An 18,676-nucleotide genomic window follows, 5' to 3' on the forward strand; every position below is an offset into this window, starting at 1 on the left:
TACATAAGAATCAATCCTATGAAACTCACGATATTCTGGCACCGGCGCGATTTGCGCATTACCGACAACACCGGCCTAGCGGCGGCGCTGCAAGAGGAAACGCCCGTCGTGCCGCTGTTCATTTTCGACCGCGACATTCTGGATAAGCTACCCAGCAAGCAGGACGCCCGCGTAACGTTCATCTACGACGCCGTGGAGCAGGTGGCGCAGGAAACCAAGGACAACGGCGGTACCATGCTCGTGTTTTATGGCAAGCCCGAGGAAGTCTTCAAACAGTTATTGAAGGACTACGACCTGGCCGCCGTGCACACCAACGAGGACTACGAGCCCTACGCCCGCCAGCGCGACGAGGCCATAGCCAAGCTGCTAGACAAGCACGACGTGCCCTTCACGGCGCACAAAGACCAAGTGATTTTTGCCAAAGACGAGGTGCTGACCAAGTCGGGCACACCGGCCAAGGTGTATGGCCCTTACAACAAGGCCTGGCGGGCCGCGTTGCAGGACGACAGCTTTCAGGAGCAACCCTCGCGGCGGTTGTTTACCAAGGAAAACCTGCACCACATTGCGCACGCTCCGGCCCGCCCTACCCTCCCGGACATGGGCTTTGAGCGGTACGAGCAGCCGGTGCCCCCCGCTCGCCTACCCAACAAAAACTACGTAGAGGACTACGACAAAACCCGCAACCGCCTGTCCGACGACCACGGCACTACGCACCGCTCGGTGCACCTGCGTCACGGCACTCTCAGCGTACGGCAGATGATGGGTAAGGCGCAGGAGCTGAACGACAAGCTGCTGGACGAGCTAATCTGGCGCGACTACTTCATGATGCTGCTCTGGCACTTCCCCGATACCGCTGAGGAAAGCTATGATAAGCCTTTCCGGCGCATCAAGTGGCGTAACAACCAGGAGGAATTTGCGGCGTGGTGCGAGGGCCGCACGGGCTACCCGCTGGTGGACGCTGGTATGCGCCAGCTCAACCAAACCGGCTGGATGCACAACCGCGCCCGCATTACTACGGCCAGCTTTCTGATCAAGGATCTGCTGATTGACTGGAAATGGGGCGAGCAGTATTTCGCCGACAAGCTCATCGACTACGACATGAGCAACAACATCGGCAACTGGCAGTGGACGGCCGGCACGGGCGTGGTGTCGGCGCCGTGGTTTCGCATCTTCAGCCCCGAAAGTCAGCTCCAGAAATACGACCCCAAGCTGGAGTACGTGAAGGCCTGGATACCCGAGTTCGGCACCGACGACTACCCCCAGCCGATAGTGGACCACAAGGAGGCCCGCCAGCGGGCCCTGGATGCCTACCGCGCCGCCCGTAAATAGGCCTTTCCCGGCAACTTAAACCCCTGTTCAACGGTTATACCACTATGGAAAAGGAAGCTATCAAACTCGCTTATCTCGACTACGTGCTGCGCAAAGGCCAGCCGCCGGTTTCGGTCTACAAGCTCATGCATAAGCTGGGCGCTACCGAGGCCGAATTCTACCAGCACTACGCCACCTTCGCGGCCATCGACCGCGAGATTTGGGCTGATTTTGGGCGCCAGGCCCGCGCCCGCGCCGCCGAGGAGCCCGTGTGGGAGCAGTACGGCGCCCGCGAAAAGCTGCTGGGTTTCTACTATACCCTGCTGGAAATTCTGAAGCAGAATCGCAGCTACGCGCTGTGGTCGTTGCGCTACTCGCTCACCAAAATGCCCGGCATGACCCCGCGTATTCTGGACGATTTCCGCCAGGGTTTCGAGCAGTTCGTAGCCGATATCCTGCGCGACGGCCGCCGCACTGAGGAAGTTGCTTCCCGCCCCATGATTCAGGAGAAATACCCGCGCGCCTTTTGGCAGCAGATGCTGTTTGTATTGGGCTTCTTCGCCAAAGACGATTCCCTGGGCTTCGAGCGCACCGACGCCGCCATCGAAAAAGCCGTGACGCTCAGCTTCGACCTGGTAGGTCGCAACACCCTGGACTCCGCCGTGGACTTTGTGCGGTTTCTGGTGCAGAGCCGGTAGGAATAGGCGATTTACCCCACCCCCCGACCCCCTCCCCTCCGGGAGAGGGGGAGCCTGACGATTGGGCTGTTAACTTTTAGCTTCTATTGAACGAGGCTAAAAGCATCAGGTAATAGCTTAGGTAACGTCTCCCCCTCTCCCGGAGGGGAGGGGGCCGGGGGGTGGGGTCCACGTTAGTACAGTATTCAACAGCCACAATGCCAGAACACACCAAGCCGCTCGTTTCCCTACCCACCACCAAAGTGGCACGCGCCGCCCGTTTCGCCAAAACGGGCTTAAACGTGGGGGCCAACTACGTGAAGCACTACGCCAAACGGGCCGTGGGCGCAGAAAGTGCTACGGCTGACTTGCACCAGGCCAACGCCGAGGAGCTGTACAGCGCGTTGAGCGAGATGAAAGGCTCGGTGCTAAAAGTGGCGCAGATGCTGGCGATGGAGAAGAATATTCTGCCCACGGCCTACGCCGAGCAGTTTGCGCAGGCACAGTACCAAACGCCGCCGTTGTCGGGGCCGCTGATTGTGAAGGCCTTCCGGGATGCGTTTGGTAAGTCGCCTTTTGAGCTGTTTAATACGTTTGACTTAAACGCCCGGCAGGCGGCCAGTATTGGGCAGGTGCACTTTGCCGAGAAGGATGGTAAAGCGTTGGCTGTGAAGGTGCAGTACCCCGGCGTGGCCGACAGTATTCGGTCGGATTTGCGGATGGTGATGCCCGTGGCCTTGCGTGTGTTGGGGCTGGATGAGGCCACAATGCGGCCCTACTTGGAAGAGGTGGAAACCCGATTGCTGGAGGAAACGGACTATCAACTGGAACTACGCCGCGGGCAGGAAATTGCGGCCCAGTGCGGACACATTCCGCACTTGCGCTTTGCAGCGTATTACCCTACCCTGTCTGCTGCCCGCATCCTCACGATGGACTGGCTGCCAGGCCAGCACCTCAAGGAGTTCCTGGCAACTAATCCTACCCAGGCGGTACGCAACCAGCTCGGGCAGGCGCTCTGGGATTTCTACGCCTACCAGATGCACACGCTGCGCCAGGTGCACGCCGACCCGCACCCCGGTAATTTCCTGCTCGATGCCACGGACGGCGGTACGCTGGGCGTGTTGGATTTTGGCTGCGTGAAGAACATTCCAGCCGATTTTTATCAACTCTTTTTCGCCCTGCTCGACCCCGCTGTGCTGGCCGACGACACCCGCCTCACCGACTTGCTCACCCAACTGGAAGTGCTCCGCCCCGACGACGCCCCTACCCTACGCGACCTGTACCTGCGCACCCTGCGCGTGTCGCTGGAGCTAGTGGCACGGCCGTTTCACGAGTCACCGTTCAACTTTGGCGACCCCGCGTACATGCAGGCCGTGTACGCCCTCGGCGACGACCTGATGCAGGAACCCGAGCTGCGCAAACAGCGCGAGCCGCGCGGTTCCCGGCACTTCATTTACGTCAACCGCACCTATGTGGGCCTCTACGCGCTGCTAGCCGAGTTGGGTGCCGAAGTGCGGACGGCGTAGGGGCGCGTTGCACGCGCCCATCGCTGACAGATACGACAGATCCGCGGGCAAAATAGCGTGACTATCTGGCTCGCCAGCGCCCACAAAATACAGGTTCAGTATCGACTTCTACCTTCTAGAATTCGTTTTTCATTCAATCTGCGCGCCCGTTGTTGTTCTACGATGGGCGCGTGCAACGCGCCGCTACATGAAAAAACTCCTAACTCTTTGCCTGCTGTTGTTCAGCACCATTTCGTTGGTTTCGGCTCAAAACACCATGATGAGTTGCTGCGTGAAGCCCACCGTCGCCACCGAAGCCTTTGCGATGCTCGCCAACGATGACGCTTTTGTGGGTGGCCACGATGCTCCCCTACCCTACACCTATCAGGGTGCCGGCGACATGATTTCCTACCCTACCCCCGATGGCAAAACGGCCAAGGCGTTTATGCTCAAAAGCGCCACGCCTTCCACCAAATATCTGTTCGTAATTCATGAATGGTGGGGGCTGAACGACTATATCAAGCGCGAGGCGGCGGGCTTTGCGCGGGAGCTACCCGGCGTCAACATCATCGCCCTCGACCTTTACGATGGGCAGGTAGCCACAGCGCCCGCCGAAGCCAGCAAAATCATGCAAAGCGTGCAAACCAGCCGGGCAGAGGCCATTATCAAAGGTGCTATTCAATACGCAGGTCCCAAGGCGCAGATTGCCAGCATTGGCTGGTGTTTCGGGGGCGGTTGGTCGTTGCAAACAGCGCTGTTGGCTGGCAAGCAGGCGGTAGGCTGCGTAATGTACTACGGTATGCCGGAGAAGGATGTAGCGCGCTTGAAAACGCTGAACACCGACGTACTCGGCATTTTTGCCTTGCAGGACAAGGGTATTTCGCCCGAAGTAGTGGCGCAGTTTCAGAAGGATATGGCCGCCGCTGGCAAAAAGCTGACGGTGAAAAACTACGATGCTGTGCATGCCTTCGCCAACCCTAGCAACCCCAACTACAACAAAGCCTACGCCGACGAGGCACATGAACTGGCAGTAGCGTATTTGAAGAGGAGCTTCAAGTTGAAGTAAGGGTAGGTATTAAGTCCTGTCATCCTGAGTGGAGCGAAGGACCTTCTCACGTGAGAACAGGACGTTGCTACGTCAATCGTTCAGTCGTGAGAAGGTCCTTCGCTCCACTCAGGATGACAGGACTTTCTCTTTTTACCCCTCCGCCTACCGCACCGCCAGTTGCCAGTTGCTGGCGAGTAGCGCTGCCAGATCAGCTACGCTTTCGGTGAGTTGGTCCCACGAGTTGAGTACGAAGTACTGGTCCTGGTAATGCGCTTCGGAGTAGGGCGTATGCAGCACCGTAGCCAGATCGAAGGGGTGGCGCACGTCGGTGCTGTTCAGCCAGTGATGAATCTCGCCCGCCGACGACAGCAGCCCCGCCCCATAGATGCGCGTGCTGCCGCCTTCCGTTACGAGGCCGAACTGCACCGTGAAGCCGTAGAGCCGCGCCAGTTTTTGCAGCGCTACCGAGTCGTGCAGATGCTGGCCGGCTACTCTACCCAAAAAGTGCAGGAAATCGGCGAAGGCATGGTCCATCAACAAGGGCAAATGACCAAAAGCGCAGTGGAACAGATCGGGCTGCTCAATGAAATCGAACTGCTGCATGGACCGAATCCAGGTGGTAACCGGGAATTTGCGGTCGGCCAGCAGCCCAAAGAAGGTAACGGCATCTAACTCCCCCTCTACGGGCGCAATTTCCCACCCCGTACGCCGCCGCAGCCGCTCGCTCACTTCCTCAAAGCGAGGAATAGCCGTGCGCTGAAAGCCAACCTGTTGCAAACCCTGCTCGAAGGCCACGGCCGCGCGTTTGTGCAGCAGCGCCGTTTGACGGTCAAACAATACCTTCCAGACCAGTTGGTCCTGGGTGGTGTAGTGATGGTAGTGTTGCGTATCCATAGCGTTTGGCATAAAAAAAGCCCGGCCTCCGGGTGGAGTCGGGCTTTTGTGGTTTTCAGCTTCGTACGTCATGGTTTAACTTACGTACTGGCAATACCGCCCGACTCCGTCCTCCATGGGACGAATATTCATCAGGGTAAAGCGCTTGACAGATTGTTGTTGCATGACAGAACAAATATAGAAAATATTTTGAATTTGATACTTCTTATCGAAGAATTTTATCAAAAAAAGTCGATTAAATATATCAATTCACTACATAATATCAATTAATAATAGTATTATCATAAATAACAGACTACTATATTACCAATTACGCAATACTTCATTCAGGTTTGTGCTTTCATTACCCCTTGGTTAAGTCCAAGCTCGACAGACACTATTCCAGATCTTGCCGCAGGGCGTATACCCGGCGCAAGTTGCGAATCAGGCGTGCCGATTCGGCGAAATTCAAGGTTTGGGCACCGTCGGAAGCAGCTTGCTCGGGCCGTTCGTGAGCTTCGTAGATGATGCCGTCGGCGCCGGCCATCACCCCGGCTAGGGCCATATCGGCCACGTAGTCGCGGATACCGATACCGTGCGAAGGGTCGACGATGACGGGCAGGTGGGTTTTCTCTTTCAGAATTGGTACAGCATTCAGGTCCAGCGTGTTGCGCGAGGCGGTTTCGAATGTGCGAATGCCCCGCTCGCAGAGAATCAGCTTTTCGTTGCCGCCGGAGAAAACGTACTCAGCCGACGACAGTAGTTCCTCGATAGAACCCGAGATGCCCCGCTTGATCATCACGGGCTTGTCCACGCCGCCCAGCGCATCCAGCAGGTTGAAGTTCTGCGTGTTGCGGGCACCTACCTGAAACACATCCACGTAGTCGTGCATCTCCTCTACCTGCGACACCTGCATCACCTCCGTAATGATTTTGATGCCGTGCTGCCGGGCTAGCTGGTGAAACAGCTTCAGCCCATCCATACCCAGGCCCCGGAAGGAGTAGGGCGAGGAGCGCGGCTTGAACACGCCGCCGCGCATGATGCGCACGTCATTCTCAACCAAGTGCTGCATGATGCTTTCCATCTGGGCCTCGCTCTCGATGCTGCACGGACCAGCCGCCAGCGTGAGCGTGCCCTCGCCAATGCGCACACCGTCGCCGAGGTCGAGGACGGTTGGGCGCACGCGCCACTTCCGGCTCACCAGCTTGTAGTCGTCCGACACGCGGTGGATGTCTACAATGCCCGGTAGCTGCCCAACGGTACGAATGTCGAAATCGGCCTTACCGATGCCGATGAGGTAATGCGCGCGCTGCGTGGTCACCTCCGTGACTTTGTAGTTTACCGCCTTGATGCGGCTGATAATGGCTTCCCGGTTTTCGGGAGAAATGGCGGGTTCTAGTTGAATGAGCATAGAAAAATTGGTTTGTCATCCTGAGCTTGCGAAGGACCTTATCAGGTGAAAACGACAAGCATACCAACGACTCGTTCTGCCGTGATAAGGTAGGTCCTTCGTCGCCGCTTGATGCGCGGAATCCTTAGGATAACAGAAAAACGGTTAGTTCAGTACCGATTGCACAAACTGGCGGGCGGCGGCTGGGGCGTCGTCTACCCCATCCATTGCCTTAATCAGAGCCGAGCCGATGATGGCGCCTTCGGCATACTGACAAGCGCGGTCGAAGGACTGCTTGTCGCCGATACCGAAGCCGATGAGGCGCGGGTTGCGCAGATTCATGGCTTCAATACGCTGGAAATAGGCTTCCTGCGCGGTGCTGTCCTGGCCGGTTTGGCTGCCCGTGGTGCCAGGGCCCGACACGAGGTAGAGGAAAGAATCCGTCAGCTCGTCGATGCGGCGGATGCGCTCGGGGGCGGTTTGGGGCGTGATGAGGAACACCGGCCGCAGGTTGTAGCGGCGGAAAATCTCCTGGTACTCCTCCACGTAATCATCAAGGGGTAGGTCGGGTAGGATAACGCCATCAACACCGGCTTCGGCGGCTTCGCGGCAGAAATTTTCTACCCCGAATTGCATCACCGGATTCAGATAGCCCATCAGCAGAATGGGCGCATCGGGCACGCGCTGGCGCACGCCTTGCAGCTGGCGGAACAGCACGCGCATGTTCATGCCGTTTTGCAGGGCCACGGTGCCGCTGTGCTGAATCACCGGCCCGTCGGCCAGCGGGTCAGAAAACGGCATCCCGATTTCCACCAGGTCGGCGCCGGCCTCGGTTACGGCTTCAATGAGGGGCACGGTAGCCTCCAGCGTAGGATAGCCGGCCGTGAAGTAGACGTTGAGCAGCTTTTTGCCCTTCTGCTCGAAGGTGGTTTTGATGCGGTCTTTCATGAGGTACTTCTTTGTCATCGTTCCGTCTGTCATCCTCCATCTGGCGTCCGCTTGCAAAGGACCTTCTCACAGCAGAACGACAATCGTTCAGTGAGTAACCAAACGTGAGAAGGTCCTTTGCAAGCGGACGCCAGATGGAGGATGACAGACGGAACGATACCAGCCCTTTTTATTTCTGCTCCGTTAGTTTTTCGGCGTATTTCAGGTAGGTTTCCAAATCCTTGTCGCCCCTACCCGACAAATTCACCACCACCACGTCATCCGGACCGGCACCGATTTGGTCGAGGGCGGCCAGGGCGTGGGCGGTTTCGAGGGCCGGGATGATGCCTTCTAGGCGGCTTAGTTCGGCCACGGAACGAAGGGCGTCGTCGTCGGTGATGGCAATGAAGCGTGCACGGCCCGAGTCGCCGAGGTAGGCATGCAGGGGGCCGATGCCGGGGTAGTCGAGGCCGGCGGACAAGGAATAGGGCTCGGTAATCTGGCCGTCTTCGTCCTGCATCAATAAGGTGCGCGAGCCGTGGATGATGCCCGGCTTGCCCAGTACCGAAGTAGCCGCCGAGTGGCCGGAATCGACGCCGTGCCCGGCCGCTTCCACGGCTATCAGCTTCACATCCGGCTCGTCGAGAAAGTGGTAGAAGGCGCCGGCCGCGTTGGAGCCGCCGCCCACACAGGCCACCACGTAGTTGGGCAGCTCGGAGCCGGTTTTTTCCAGTAGTTGCTTGCGCATTTCCTCGCTGATAACAGCCTGTAAGCGCGCCACCAGATCAGGGTAGGGATGCGGCCCTACCACCGATCCGATGATGTAGTGCGTATCCACGGGGTTTGAAATCCAGTCGCGGATGGCCTCGTTGGTGGCGTCTTTCAGGGTTTTGCTGCCGCTGGTGGCGGGGCGTACCTCGGCCCCCAGCAGGCGCATGCGGTACACGTTGGGCTTCTGGCGCTCCATGTCGATTTCGCCCATGTACACAATGCACTCCAGGCCCATGAGGGCGCATACGGTGGCCGTGGCCACGCCGTGCTGGCCGGCGCCGGTTTCGGCAATGATGCGCTTTTTGCCCAGGCGCTGCGCCAGCAAAATCTGCCCGACGGTGTTGTTGACCTTGTGGGCGCCGGTGTGGCACAGGTCCTCACGCTTCAGATAGATGCGCGTGTTGTACTTGGCCGACAGCCGTTTGGCCTCAAACAACGGGGTAGGCCGGCCCACGTAATCGCGCAGCAACTGCTGGTATTCTTGCTGAAACGCAGGGTCGGCTAGAATATCCAGGTATTGGGTGCGCAGCTCCTCCACGTTGGGGTAGAGCATTTCGGGAATGAAGGCGCCGCCAAACTGGCCGTAGTAGCCGCGGGCATTGGGCGCAAAAGCAGAAGTAGCCATAGTGAGAACCAAAAGGCACGCCGGGCGCGCAGGGTAGTGGTTGGGAATTCGTAAAGGGGAAATAGCCGTTAGGCATTCGAAATATTGCTGCCGGGCCGGAGGCGCTGAAACAGCTGCCGCAGCTTGCCCACGTCTTTTTCGCCGGGCGCCAGCTCAAAGCGGCTATTCAGGTCGATGCCGAAGAGGCCGGGTAGGCGCAGCGTTTGCAGTTCCTGGGCGTGGGCCAAGTCGAGCCCGCCGGCCAGAAAGTAGGGTACCGACAGCGGGTAGCGCTCCAGCAACTGCCAATCGAAGGTAGTACCGTTGCCGCCCAGCGCCGGGCCTTTGGTGTCAAACAGGAAGTAGTTGCAGCAGTCGGCATAGGGCGCGACTTGCGCAAAATCAAACGCCTCGCCCACCGAGAAAGCCTTGATAATCAAAAGGCCCACCGCACGCAGCTCAGCGCACTGCTCAGGCGACTCGTGCCCATGCAATTGCACCAGGTCCAGGCCGTATTCTACCACGCGCTGCCGAATGACTGCCGTTGTCTCATCTACAAACACGCCTACCTTTAGAACAGATGGGGGCAGCTTGTCGAGGGTTTGCACGTTGAGCGTGGGGGCGGCGTAGCGCGGCGACTTCGCGTAGAAAATGAACCCCATGAAATCTACCCCCAACTTTGCTACTTCCCGAATGTTTTCGTCGGAGCGCATGCCGCATACTTTGATGCGCAAGCCGGGGGTAGACGATGACATCGGGTAGGTAACGGGTAGGGTGGGAAACATCAGAGAGTCAGGGTAAATAATTAGAGAACAACGGCCGGCTCGGTGGCGCGCAGCTCCTGCACCAGCGCCGCACAGGCTTTTTCGGGGCGGCTGTGGCGCATAAAGGCCTCGCCCATCAAAAAGCCCCGGTAGCCCACACCGCGCAGGTAGGTGATGTCGGCCGCCGAGGTAAGGCCGCTTTCGGTCACTTTTACGAACTCAGCCGGAATCTGCTCGGCCAGGGCCACGGAGGTTTCCAAGCTTACGGAGAAGTCGTGCAGGTTGCGGTTGTTGACGCCCACCAGGCTTACGGCTTCGGGGTGCAGGGTGCGGGCGAGTTCCTCGGCGTTGTGCACTTCCAGCAGCACTTCCAAGCCCAGCGAGCGGGCAAACTTGCCCAGGCGGGCCACTTCTTCAGCCGACAATACAGCGGCAATCAACAGCACCACATCGGCGCCCATGCTTTTGGCTTCGATGATCTGGTACTCGTCAATCACAAAATCCTTGCGCAGAATGGGGCAGAAATTGTAGCGGCGCGCAATGGTCAGGTCCTCGGTTTTGCCCCCGAAAAACTCCGTGTCTGTCAGCACCGACAGGGCCGAGGCGCCCGCCTGCATGTAGCCCAGGGTAGTGCGCTCCACGGGCGCATATTGGTTGATGAACCCCTTGCTGGGCGACTTACGCTTGAACTCGGCAATGATGCCGCTCAGGTCGTCACGGAGCAGGTAGCGGCGCAGGCTCAGGGGCTGCGCCTCCATATATAAGCTACGCTCCAGCAGTTTGGTGGGCACCAGCTCGCGGCGCTCGGCTACCTCGCGGCGCTTGTGGGTAATGATTTTATCGAGAATGGTTTCGGTCGACATCGTGCGGTTGCAATTTCCCACCATAGTGCGCCGTAGTAAACGCTCCGGCGCGTGGTAGGCGTTCAAACAAAGTGAAATTAAGCGGCCAGCAAGCGGCGTAGCGCCTCGCGGGCCCGCCCCGAATCAAGGGACTCCTGCGCCGCCGCCAGGGCCTGCGCAAAGGTAAACTCTGTTTCGCGACACTGAATAGCCAAGGCTGCATTAGCCGTCACCACGTCGCGCTGGGCAGGCGTGGCCCTACCCTCCAGCACGTCCAGAAACAGCCGGGCCGATTCTTCTACGGTACGCCCGCCCGCCAGGCTAACAGGTGTGGTGGCCGTCAGGCCCAGATCACCCGCAGTCACTACCCGTTCGCCGGTGCTGGTGGCTACTTTGGCCGCCCCGGTCAGCGACAGTTCATCATACCCATCCAGGGCGTGCACCACGGTGTAGCGTGCCTGGGTTTGCTGGAAAAGGTACTGATACAGACGCAGCAACTCCAGGCTGAACGTGCCCGCCACCTGGTAACGCGGCCGCGCCGGATTCACCAACGGCCCCAGAATGTTGAAGAACGTGCGCACGCCCAGCTCCCGCCGGATAGGTCCGGCGTGGCGCATGGCCGGATGAAACGCCGCCGCGTGCAAAAAGCAGATATTGGCCCGCTCCAGCTGCCGCTTTAGCACGTCGTTGCCTACCCCAAAGTCTATTCCCAAGCTCCCCAACACATCGGCCGAGCCGCACACCGACGACACGCCAATGTTGCCGTGCTTGGCCACCGGGTAGCCCGCGCCCGCCACCACAAAGCAAGCCAGGGTGCTGATATTGAGCGTGTCCTTGCCGTCGCCGCCCGTGCCCACAATGTCTACTACGTCGTGCGTGCCCAATTCTGGGTCACGGGAGAGTTCGAGCAGCGCGTCGCGGAAGCCCGCCAACTCCGGCACCGTGATGGGCCGCATTCGGTACACGGTCATGAAGGCTGCCATTTCAGAAGCGTTGGCGCCGCCCTGCCCGATTTGCGTCATGGCCTCACGGGCCTCGGCATGGGTCAGGGGTTGTTGGTCAAATAAGGTATTGAGAAGGTGTTTCACGTGGGAGAATTTCGAGGGAGGGTCAGGGGCACTCCCCTCCTCAGCTAAGGAGGGGACTTTCGTTCTATTCGTCGTTTCCTTCCAGCCAGTTTTTCAGCATTTCCTTACCGTACTCCGTCAGGATAGATTCGGGGTGAAACTGTACGCCGCGCACATCATACTCGCGGTGGCGGAAGGCCAGCACCTGCCCCTGGGCGTCAATGGCCGTCACTTCCAGCTCGGCCGGCATCGACTCGGGCTGTACTACCCAGGAGTGGTAGCGCCCTACCTTGAACTGCGTGGGTAGGCCGGCAAACAGCCGGTCGTTGCCAGTGATGATGTCGGCATCCGTCGCAATGCCGTGCAGCACAGCCGGCAGGTTGTAGAGCGTGCCGCCGAAGCTCTCGGCAATGCCCTGGTGCCCCAGGCACACACCCAGCATGCGCTTGGTGGGCGCATAGCGTTGGATTACCTGTGGCATCAGGCCCGCGTCGGCGGGCACGCCGGGACCGGGCGAGAGCATAATGGCATCGTACTGCTCTACCTCTTCCAGCGTCAGCTTATCGTTGCGGATGACGGTGGTTTGGTCGCCGTAGCCCAACTCGCGCAGCAGCTGCACCAGGTTGTAGGTAAAGGAATCGTAATTGTCGAGGACGAGAATCTTTTTCATGGAGATTAGGGTCTTGGGGTCTTGGGGTCTTGGGGTCTTGGGTTATTACCCTACACCCCAGCTCCCCACTCCCATCTCTATCTAGTATTCAAACTTGAGTTTATCAATCAGCTACACAACACACGGGCCGGCGGTAAAAGGCTCAACGTCATCCAAGACCCTAAGCCCCCAAGACCTTAAGCCCCCATTCTACACTTGCTCAGCCTCTTTCAGGGCTTTGCGCAGGGCGGCCAGCTTGTGGTGTACTTCGTTGAGTTCGGAGTTAATGTCGGAAGCGGCTACTACCCCGGCGCCGGCCTGGAAGTAGAGCTGGTTGTCGGTGCTGAGGAAGGAGCGAATCATGATAGCGTGGTTGAAGTCGCCGTTGAAGCCCAGGTGGCCCAAGCAGCCGCCGTAGTAGCCGCGGGCGGTGGGTTCCAGCTGATCAATGAGCTGCATGGCGCGGTGCTTGGGCGCCCCCGAGAGCGTGCCGGCCGGGAAGGTATCGGCCGCTACCTGCAAGGGGTTGGTGCCGGGTAGCAACTGGGCCGTCACCTCGCTCACCAGGTGAATGACGTGGGAGTAAAACTGGATTTCGCGGAACACCTTCACCTCTACCTGGTCGCCGTGGCGGGCCAGGTCGTTGCGGGCCAGGTCCACCAGCATCACGTGCTCGGCGTTTTCCTTGGGGTCTTGAGCCAGGCGCTCGGCGGCGGCGGCGTCCTCGGCATCGTGGCCGGTGCGGCGGAAGGTGCCGGCAATGGGATAGAGACTCGCCTTACTCCCCTTTATAAGGAGTTGTGTTTCGGGCGAGGAGCCAAAAATCTTGAAGTTACCGTAGTCGAAATAGAACAGGTAGGGCGAGGGGTTGATAGAGCGCAACGCCCGGTACACGTTGAACTCATCACCCGTGAAGCCCTGCTGGAAACGCCGGCTCAATACAATCTGAAATACGTCGCCGCGCAGGCAATGCTGTTGCCCCTGCGCCAGCACCCGCAAAAACTCCTCGTCGGTTTGGTTGGTTTCTACTTCGCCCTGAGTCTGAAACCGGAACTCCGGTAAAGATGGATTCCGAATCAGGTTTACCAGCCGTTTCAGGCCATCCTCATCCACGGCCTCACCTTCCAACGTGTGCTCAAACACGTACAGCTCGTTGCGGAAGTGGTTGAGGGCGATGACGTAGCGGTAGGTGCCGTACAGCATCTCCGGAATGTCGCCGGCCGCTTGCTTGGCCGCGTTCAGGTCGAGGTCCTCGAAATGCTGCACCGCCTCGTAGCCCAGGTAGCCAAACAGACCACCCGTGATGAAATCGAAGCCACTTTCTTCGGTCTGGAAGCTCTGCGCAAACTCTTGCAGGCGGGCCAGCGCTGCGCGGGGCTCGGTCAGCGTTTCCGTGGCCACAGTGCCATCGGGGAAGGTCTGCTTCACTACCCCGCGCCGCACCTCAAAGCGGGCTAGCGGGTCGCAGGCCAGGTAGCTGAAGGCGTTTTGCTGCCCGTGGTAGTCGGAGCTTTCCAGCAGCAGGCAGTTGTCGTACCGGTCGCGCAGGCGCAGGTAGAGGCCCACAGGGGTTACGGTATCGGCCAGCACCCGGAGGTGGCGAGACTTAAGCGTGAAATGCGGCATTGGGCAGAGCGTAGCGAGGTTGGAGGTAGAAAAGGGCTGAAAAACAGAAAGCCCGGCGGTCGGCCGGGCTTTCTGTTCACATATGCGGAGTATAGAACTTTACCGCACGCACAGGGTATCCCGTCCGGAGTTTCGGAGAGGCCACCACCAGGCTTGCAGAGAAAGTTGCGATTTCATGAGTTGGATTACCGTCTATTCGACGTGCCACAAAGGTAAGCAGCCGAGTTTACGGCGCAAGTATTTTTTTGGTTTCCGCTGATTTTCCACCAAACAACCATTGATACGCCATCGGAAACTCCCGGCGCCAGAAACCTTCGTTGTGCTGGCCATCGGGGCGCACCACCAAGCGCAGATTGGCTGAACGCACGCCGGCCTGATGCAGCTGGTCGCGCAGTTGTGTGAGGTAGGGTACCATTGTTTCGCTTTCGCGCTGCCCAGCCACCATATAGAATCGGGTAGCACGCCCCGGCCGAGCATACTGCACGAAGTGGTCTAACGAATCTTTCGCAAACCAGAGCGCCGGCGAAAAGGCCCCTACCCTGCCGTATACCTGCGGGTAGCGCAGGGCAGCGTACAAAGCAATGAGTGCCCCCATGCTACTACCTCCAATACCCGTGTGGCGCCGCCTAGCGCGGGTGCGGTAGTGTTGGTCGACGTAGGGTTTGAGGGTTTCCGTGAGAAAAGCGGCGTACTCCCTACCCTCCCCGCCACCATACTGCGGGTTGCGCCAGGGCGAGTACTCGTCCAGACGCTTGTCGCCACCATTATCCACGGCTACCACAATGACGGCATGTTTCTCCCGGTCCAAGGTTTCATCAACGCCCCACTCGCCGCTGAAGCTGGTGGCCTCGTCGAACACGTTCTGGCCATCCTGTAAATATAGCACAGGGTAGCGGCGGTGGTTGGTGGCGTAGCTAGGCGGCAGGTACACCCACACCCGGCGTGTGCGATGCAATTGGGGTAGTGCTATTTCCAGCGTCGTCACGGTAGCAGAAGCGGTATGCAGCTTTTGCGCTTGCACCGGCTCTAACCCGCAGAGTGCTAGTAAGCAAACGCTACCTACCCGCCCCCACCCTACCTTACGCGCTACGCTTGGCCTGTTCTTACACATATTTTCTCTGTCACGCTATCTCCTTTTAATTTCGGCGTGCTAGCAAATGAGCAGAATTTATAGATAGGGCACTGAAAAAAGATTGTGAACAACTATTTTTTTTCAGTGCCCTATCTTCATTTTATACAACTTGAATTGCAGCCTTAATTTCTTCAGATAAGCGCAGCTTGCTACTCATAACCTATTCGTAATTAACATACTATCTTAAACCTACCCAAACGTTTGCGGTAGCAAATATCCAGTGGCCTTGTGTGAATGTTCTGCCAACCGCTGAATATGACCTTGCAACACCTAAATCACAATTGTTTTTATAGGTTTTATCATAGTATCTTCGTCTTTACATTCAATTTTGGGCGAAAAATAACCGCTTAAGTAGCCAAAGCGTGTAATTTCTCGTAAGCGCCGAAATCGTTTGCAAATCGGCTTTGCCGACAGTTAAATTCCCAACCCTAATTATTTTTCAATGAAACACCCTTACCTGGTGAAACTACTGTTTCTCCTGCTAATTGTGTGCGCTGGTTTCACTGGCGCATTCGCCCAAACCGGCTCCGTGAGTGGCCGCGTGGTGGACGAACAGAAACAGGGCTTGCCCGGCGTGACCGTTGTGATAGAAGGCACCTCGCTTGGCAACTCTACCAATGCCGATGGCACCTATTCTATTCAGAACGTACCCACCGGCCCACAGACGCTGATTATTTCCTTTGTAGGCTATAATACGCAGCGTCAGCCGGTTACGGTAAACAACGGCCAGAACACGGTGGTGCCTGTTGTTACTATTGGCGAAAACACCACCCTGCTGAATGAAGCGGTGGTAGTAGGCTACGGTACCCAGCGCAAGCAGGATGTAACGGGCGCTGTGACGCAGATTGACGAGAAGCAGTTTGTAAAGGGTCAGGTAACGAACCCCGAGCAGCTGATCCAGGGCAAGGTAGCCGGTGTGCAAATCACGACCGGCGGCGGTGCTCCCGGCGCGGCCACTACCATCCGCATTCGCGGGGGCTCGTCGCTGAACGCCAGCAACGACCCGCTGATTGTGATTGACGGCGTACCGGTAGACAACAGCGGCGTGAGCGGCGCAGCCAACGCGCTGAGCCTCATCAACCCCAACGATATTGAAACCTACACGGTGCTAAAAGACGCGTCGGCCACAGCTATTTACGGCTCGCGTGCGTCAAACGGTGTTATCCTGATTACCACCAAGCGCGGCGTGCAGGGCGAGAAAGTAACAGTGAACGTTAGCTCGCTGGCTTCTGTCTCGAAGCGCTACAACTCAGTAGACGTGCTATCGGCCGATCAGCTACGCAATACCGTAGCCAGCGTGGCCCCTACCAAAAGCAACCTGCTGGGTTCCAGCAACACCAATTGGCAGGACGAGATTTTCCGCACGGCTTTCACCTCCGACAACAACGTGAGCGTGGCCGGCGCAGTAGGCAAACTCCCTTTCCGGGTTTCATATGGCAACTTGGAGCAGCAGGGTATCCTGCGCACCAACCGCCTCATCCGTAACACGGGCTCCATCAGCCTGACCCCTGTGCTGTTCGACAACACCTTGAAGGTGAACATGAACGTGAAGGGGTCTATCATCGACAACAACTTTGCTGACGCTGGCGCCATTGGCGCAGCCCTGGCTTTCGACCCTACCCAACCCGTGCGCAGCGGCGCTGAAGGCTACGGTGGCTACTTCGAGTACCTGCAAAGCGCCGGCGGTGTGCCCCAGCAGAACGTACCCCGTAACCCGCTGGCCCTGCTGGAATTGCGCCGCGACCGGAGCACCGTGAAGCGGAGCATCGGTAACATTCAGCTGGACTACGCCCTACCCTTCTTCCGCGACCTGCACGCCAACGTGAACCTGGGTTACGATGTTACCCGCAGCAACGGTAGCAACCTGGTTGATGCAGCGGCCGCGGCTGCGTATTTCAACCGCCCCCTGGACGCTTCCATTACTGGCCGCCAGGGTGGTTCGTTCAACCGCTACGCCCAGAACCGCGACAACAAACTGCTAGAAGCCTACCTCAACTACACCAAGCAATTCGGCGAAACCCGCCTGGATCTGCTGGCTGGTTATTCCTACCAGGACTTTGTAACTACCTCGCCCAATCTGCCTACCTACTTGGCCGACGGTACCACCATCTTCCGGGCGGCAGCAGTTAATCCGTTCCGCACGCAATACACCATTCTCTCGTATTACGGCCGCGCTAATCTGAGCATCAACGACCGGTACGTACTTACGGGTACGCTGCGTAACGATGCCTCGTCGCGCTTCCCCTCCTATAACCGCAACGCCCTGTTCCCCGCTGTTTCGGCCGCGTGGAACATCAAGAACGAGTCGATTCTGAAGGACAACAACACGTTCTCCGACCTGAAGCTGCGGGCTGGCTACGGCATCACTGGTCAGCAGGATATTGTAGGCGCAGCGGGTAGCGACTACCCATACATTCAGCGCTACACTGTCAACTCCCTGCAGGCGCAGTACGGTTTCTATAATCCTGCCACTGGCCAGTATGAGTACTACGTTCCTTACTCTCCGCAGGGCTTCAACCGCAACCTGAAGTGGGAGCAAACTACCACCTATAACGCCGGTATCGATTACGGCTTCCTGGATGGCCGCCTGAGCGGTTCGGTAGACGTGTACTACCGCAAAACCAAAGACCTGCTGGCCGTTATTCCCATTCCGATCCTGACCAACTATACCAACCAACTGGTGTCGAACGTAGGCTCGTTGGAAAACAAGGGTGTCGAGCTGAACCTGAACGCGACGCCGGTACAGGGTGAGCACTTCACCTGGACGCTGAACGCCAACGGTACCTACAACGTGAACAAGATCCTGTCGCTCGGGCCACAGGTAGAAGGTTTTGCTGGTATTGAGAACAATGGCGTAGCGGGCGGTACCGGCACCAACATTGGCATCTACCGGGTAGGCGAGCCTTCCTCGTCCTTCTATGTGTACAAGCAAGTATACGGCGCCGATGGTAAGCCGCTGCAAGATGTATATGCCGACCTAAATGGTGACGGCATCATCAACAGCAACGACCGGTACGTGTACAAGCAGGCTGCCCCGCCCGTTATCCTGGGCTTCAGCTCCAACATGAGCTACGACCGCCTGAGCCTGGCCTTTACGCTGCGCAGCCAGCTGGGCAGCTATTTGTACAACAACGTAGACTCGCAGAATGGCACCTACAATGGCATCACCAGCCAGCCCACGGTAATCACCAACGCTACCCAAGATGCCCTCTACACGGGTTTCACCAACCTGAAGCAAGAGCGCTACTCCTCGGATTACTATATCCAGAACGCTTCTTTCCTGCGGATGGAAAACATAACCCTGGGCTACGACGCCGGCAAAATAATGGGCAACCGCGGGAATCTGCGCCTGACGGCTGCTGTTCAAAACGTGTTCCTGATTACAAAGTATTCGGGTCTTGATCCAGAGATTTTCAACGGGGTTGACAACAACGTGTATCCCCGCCCCCGCACCTACACGATTGGCCTGAACCTCAGCCTGTAATTGTCTCTC

The 18,676-nt window shown here is 58.1% G+C and carries 15 protein-coding genes; 5 read left to right on the forward strand and 10 right to left on the reverse strand.

The window, feature by feature from the left end:
• Nucleotides 1-18 precede the first annotated feature (18 nt).
• The 4 genes from H8B15_RS09935 to H8B15_RS09950 all read left to right on the forward strand — a co-directional run bounded on the left by H8B15_RS09935 (nt 19) and on the right by H8B15_RS09950 (nt 4,556).
• Nucleotides 19-1,329 (forward strand): cryptochrome/photolyase family protein, encoded by a 1,311-nt coding sequence (locus H8B15_RS09935; RefSeq protein ID WP_187319535.1) that lies wholly within the window; start codon nt 19-21, stop codon nt 1,327-1,329.
• Nucleotides 1,330-1,373: 44 nt separating this feature from the next.
• A complete protein-coding gene (locus H8B15_RS09940) occupies nt 1,374-2,006 on the forward strand; it encodes a TetR/AcrR family transcriptional regulator (RefSeq protein ID WP_187319536.1) in 633 nt (210 codons plus the stop codon).
• A gap of 197 nt (nt 2,007-2,203) precedes the next feature.
• Nucleotides 2,204-3,511: an ABC1 kinase family protein gene (locus H8B15_RS09945; protein WP_187319537.1), complete on the forward strand. Its 1,308-nt coding sequence runs from the start codon at nt 2,204-2,206 to the stop codon at nt 3,509-3,511.
• 187 nt (nt 3,512-3,698) lie between these two features.
• Nucleotides 3,699-4,556: a dienelactone hydrolase family protein gene (locus H8B15_RS09950; RefSeq protein ID WP_187319538.1), complete on the forward strand. Its 858-nt coding sequence runs from the start codon at nt 3,699-3,701 to the stop codon at nt 4,554-4,556.
• A 144-nt stretch (nt 4,557-4,700) separates the two neighbouring features.
• On the opposite strand, the gene H8B15_RS09955 is transcribed toward H8B15_RS09950, so the two are convergent.
• From H8B15_RS09955 to H8B15_RS10000, 10 genes are all read right to left on the reverse strand, one after another.
• Nucleotides 4,701-5,432 (reverse strand): phenylalanine 4-monooxygenase, encoded by a 732-nt coding sequence (locus H8B15_RS09955; protein ID WP_246455377.1) that lies wholly within the window; start codon nt 5,430-5,432, stop codon nt 4,701-4,703.
• A 376-nt stretch (nt 5,433-5,808) separates the two neighbouring features.
• Nucleotides 5,809-6,822, reverse strand: coding sequence for a 3-deoxy-7-phosphoheptulonate synthase (gene aroF / locus H8B15_RS09960; protein ID WP_187319540.1), 1,014 nt, complete (start codon nt 6,820-6,822; stop codon nt 5,809-5,811).
• A gap of 144 nt (nt 6,823-6,966) precedes the next feature.
• Nucleotides 6,967-7,749 carry a tryptophan synthase subunit alpha gene (gene trpA / locus H8B15_RS09965; protein WP_246455378.1) on the reverse strand — a complete coding sequence of 261 codons (783 nt, stop codon included), beginning with the start codon at nt 7,747-7,749 and terminating at the stop codon, nt 6,967-6,969.
• Nucleotides 7,750-7,918: 169 nt separating this feature from the next.
• The gene (trpB, locus tag H8B15_RS09970) at nt 7,919-9,124 is read right to left on the reverse strand and encodes a tryptophan synthase subunit beta (RefSeq protein WP_187319542.1); all 1,206 of its coding nucleotides are present in this window, start codon (nt 9,122-9,124) and stop codon (nt 7,919-7,921) included.
• Nucleotides 9,125-9,192: 68 nt separating this feature from the next.
• Nucleotides 9,193-9,888: a phosphoribosylanthranilate isomerase gene (locus H8B15_RS09975; RefSeq protein WP_187319543.1), complete on the reverse strand. Its 696-nt coding sequence runs from the start codon at nt 9,886-9,888 to the stop codon at nt 9,193-9,195.
• A 20-nt stretch (nt 9,889-9,908) separates the two neighbouring features.
• Nucleotides 9,909-10,730 (reverse strand): indole-3-glycerol phosphate synthase TrpC, encoded by an 822-nt coding sequence (gene trpC, locus H8B15_RS09980; protein ID WP_187319544.1) that lies wholly within the window; start codon nt 10,728-10,730, stop codon nt 9,909-9,911.
• 77 nt (nt 10,731-10,807) lie between these two features.
• Nucleotides 10,808-11,797, reverse strand: coding sequence for an anthranilate phosphoribosyltransferase (gene trpD, locus H8B15_RS09985; protein ID WP_187319545.1), 990 nt, complete (start codon nt 11,795-11,797; stop codon nt 10,808-10,810).
• A 64-nt stretch (nt 11,798-11,861) separates the two neighbouring features.
• Entirely contained in the window at nt 11,862-12,446 is a 585-nt protein-coding gene (locus tag H8B15_RS09990; protein ID WP_187319546.1) for an anthranilate synthase component II, read from the reverse strand.
• Between the two features lie 189 nt (nt 12,447-12,635).
• The gene (locus H8B15_RS09995) at nt 12,636-14,051 is read right to left on the reverse strand and encodes an anthranilate synthase component I family protein (RefSeq protein WP_187319547.1); all 1,416 of its coding nucleotides are present in this window, start codon (nt 14,049-14,051) and stop codon (nt 12,636-12,638) included.
• A gap of 226 nt (nt 14,052-14,277) precedes the next feature.
• The gene (locus H8B15_RS10000) at nt 14,278-15,072 is read right to left on the reverse strand and encodes an alpha/beta hydrolase-fold protein (protein ID WP_187319548.1); all 795 of its coding nucleotides are present in this window, start codon (nt 15,070-15,072) and stop codon (nt 14,278-14,280) included.
• Between the two features lie 553 nt (nt 15,073-15,625).
• Between H8B15_RS10000 and H8B15_RS10005 the strand changes: the two genes are divergently transcribed.
• Complete coding sequence (locus tag H8B15_RS10005; protein WP_187319549.1) at nt 15,626-18,667, forward strand: SusC/RagA family TonB-linked outer membrane protein; 3,042 nt, start codon at nt 15,626-15,628, stop codon at nt 18,665-18,667.
• Nucleotides 18,668-18,676 lie beyond the last annotated feature (9 nt).

Origin of the sequence: Hymenobacter citatus, from assembly GCF_014333615.1 — a bacterium.
In the GTDB taxonomy this organism is placed as follows: domain Bacteria; phylum Bacteroidota; class Bacteroidia; order Cytophagales; family Hymenobacteraceae; genus Hymenobacter; species Hymenobacter citatus.

Bases quoted from the DNA above. Each gene is read 5' to 3' on its own strand.
- aroF (WP_187319540.1), bottom strand. From the start codon at position 6,822: ATGCTCATTCAACTAGAACCCGCCATTTCTCCCGAAAACCGGGAAGCC.
- trpC (WP_187319544.1), bottom strand. From the start codon at position 10,730: ATGTCGACCGAAACCATTCTCGATAAAATCATTACCCACAAGCGCCGC.
- H8B15_RS09955 (WP_246455377.1), bottom strand. From the start codon at position 5,432: ATGGATACGCAACACTACCATCACTACACCACCCAGGACCAACTGGTC.
- H8B15_RS09995 (WP_187319547.1), bottom strand. From the start codon at position 14,051: ATGCCGCATTTCACGCTTAAGTCTCGCCACCTCCGGGTGCTGGCCGAT.
- H8B15_RS09940 (WP_187319536.1), top strand. From the start codon at position 1,374: ATGGAAAAGGAAGCTATCAAACTCGCTTATCTCGACTACGTGCTGCGC.
- H8B15_RS09950 (WP_187319538.1), top strand. From the start codon at position 3,699: ATGAAAAAACTCCTAACTCTTTGCCTGCTGTTGTTCAGCACCATTTCG.
- H8B15_RS09990 (WP_187319546.1), bottom strand. From the start codon at position 12,446: ATGAAAAAGATTCTCGTCCTCGACAATTACGATTCCTTTACCTACAAC.
- H8B15_RS09935 (WP_187319535.1), top strand. From the start codon at position 19: ATGAAACTCACGATATTCTGGCACCGGCGCGATTTGCGCATTACCGAC.
- H8B15_RS09975 (WP_187319543.1), bottom strand. From the start codon at position 9,888: ATGTTTCCCACCCTACCCGTTACCTACCCGATGTCATCGTCTACCCCC.
- H8B15_RS09945 (WP_187319537.1), top strand. From the start codon at position 2,204: ATGCCAGAACACACCAAGCCGCTCGTTTCCCTACCCACCACCAAAGTG.
- trpB (WP_187319542.1), bottom strand. From the start codon at position 9,124: ATGGCTACTTCTGCTTTTGCGCCCAATGCCCGCGGCTACTACGGCCAG.
- trpA (WP_246455378.1), bottom strand. From the start codon at position 7,749: ATGAAAGACCGCATCAAAACCACCTTCGAGCAGAAGGGCAAAAAGCTG.
- H8B15_RS10005 (WP_187319549.1), top strand. From the start codon at position 15,626: ATGAAACACCCTTACCTGGTGAAACTACTGTTTCTCCTGCTAATTGTG.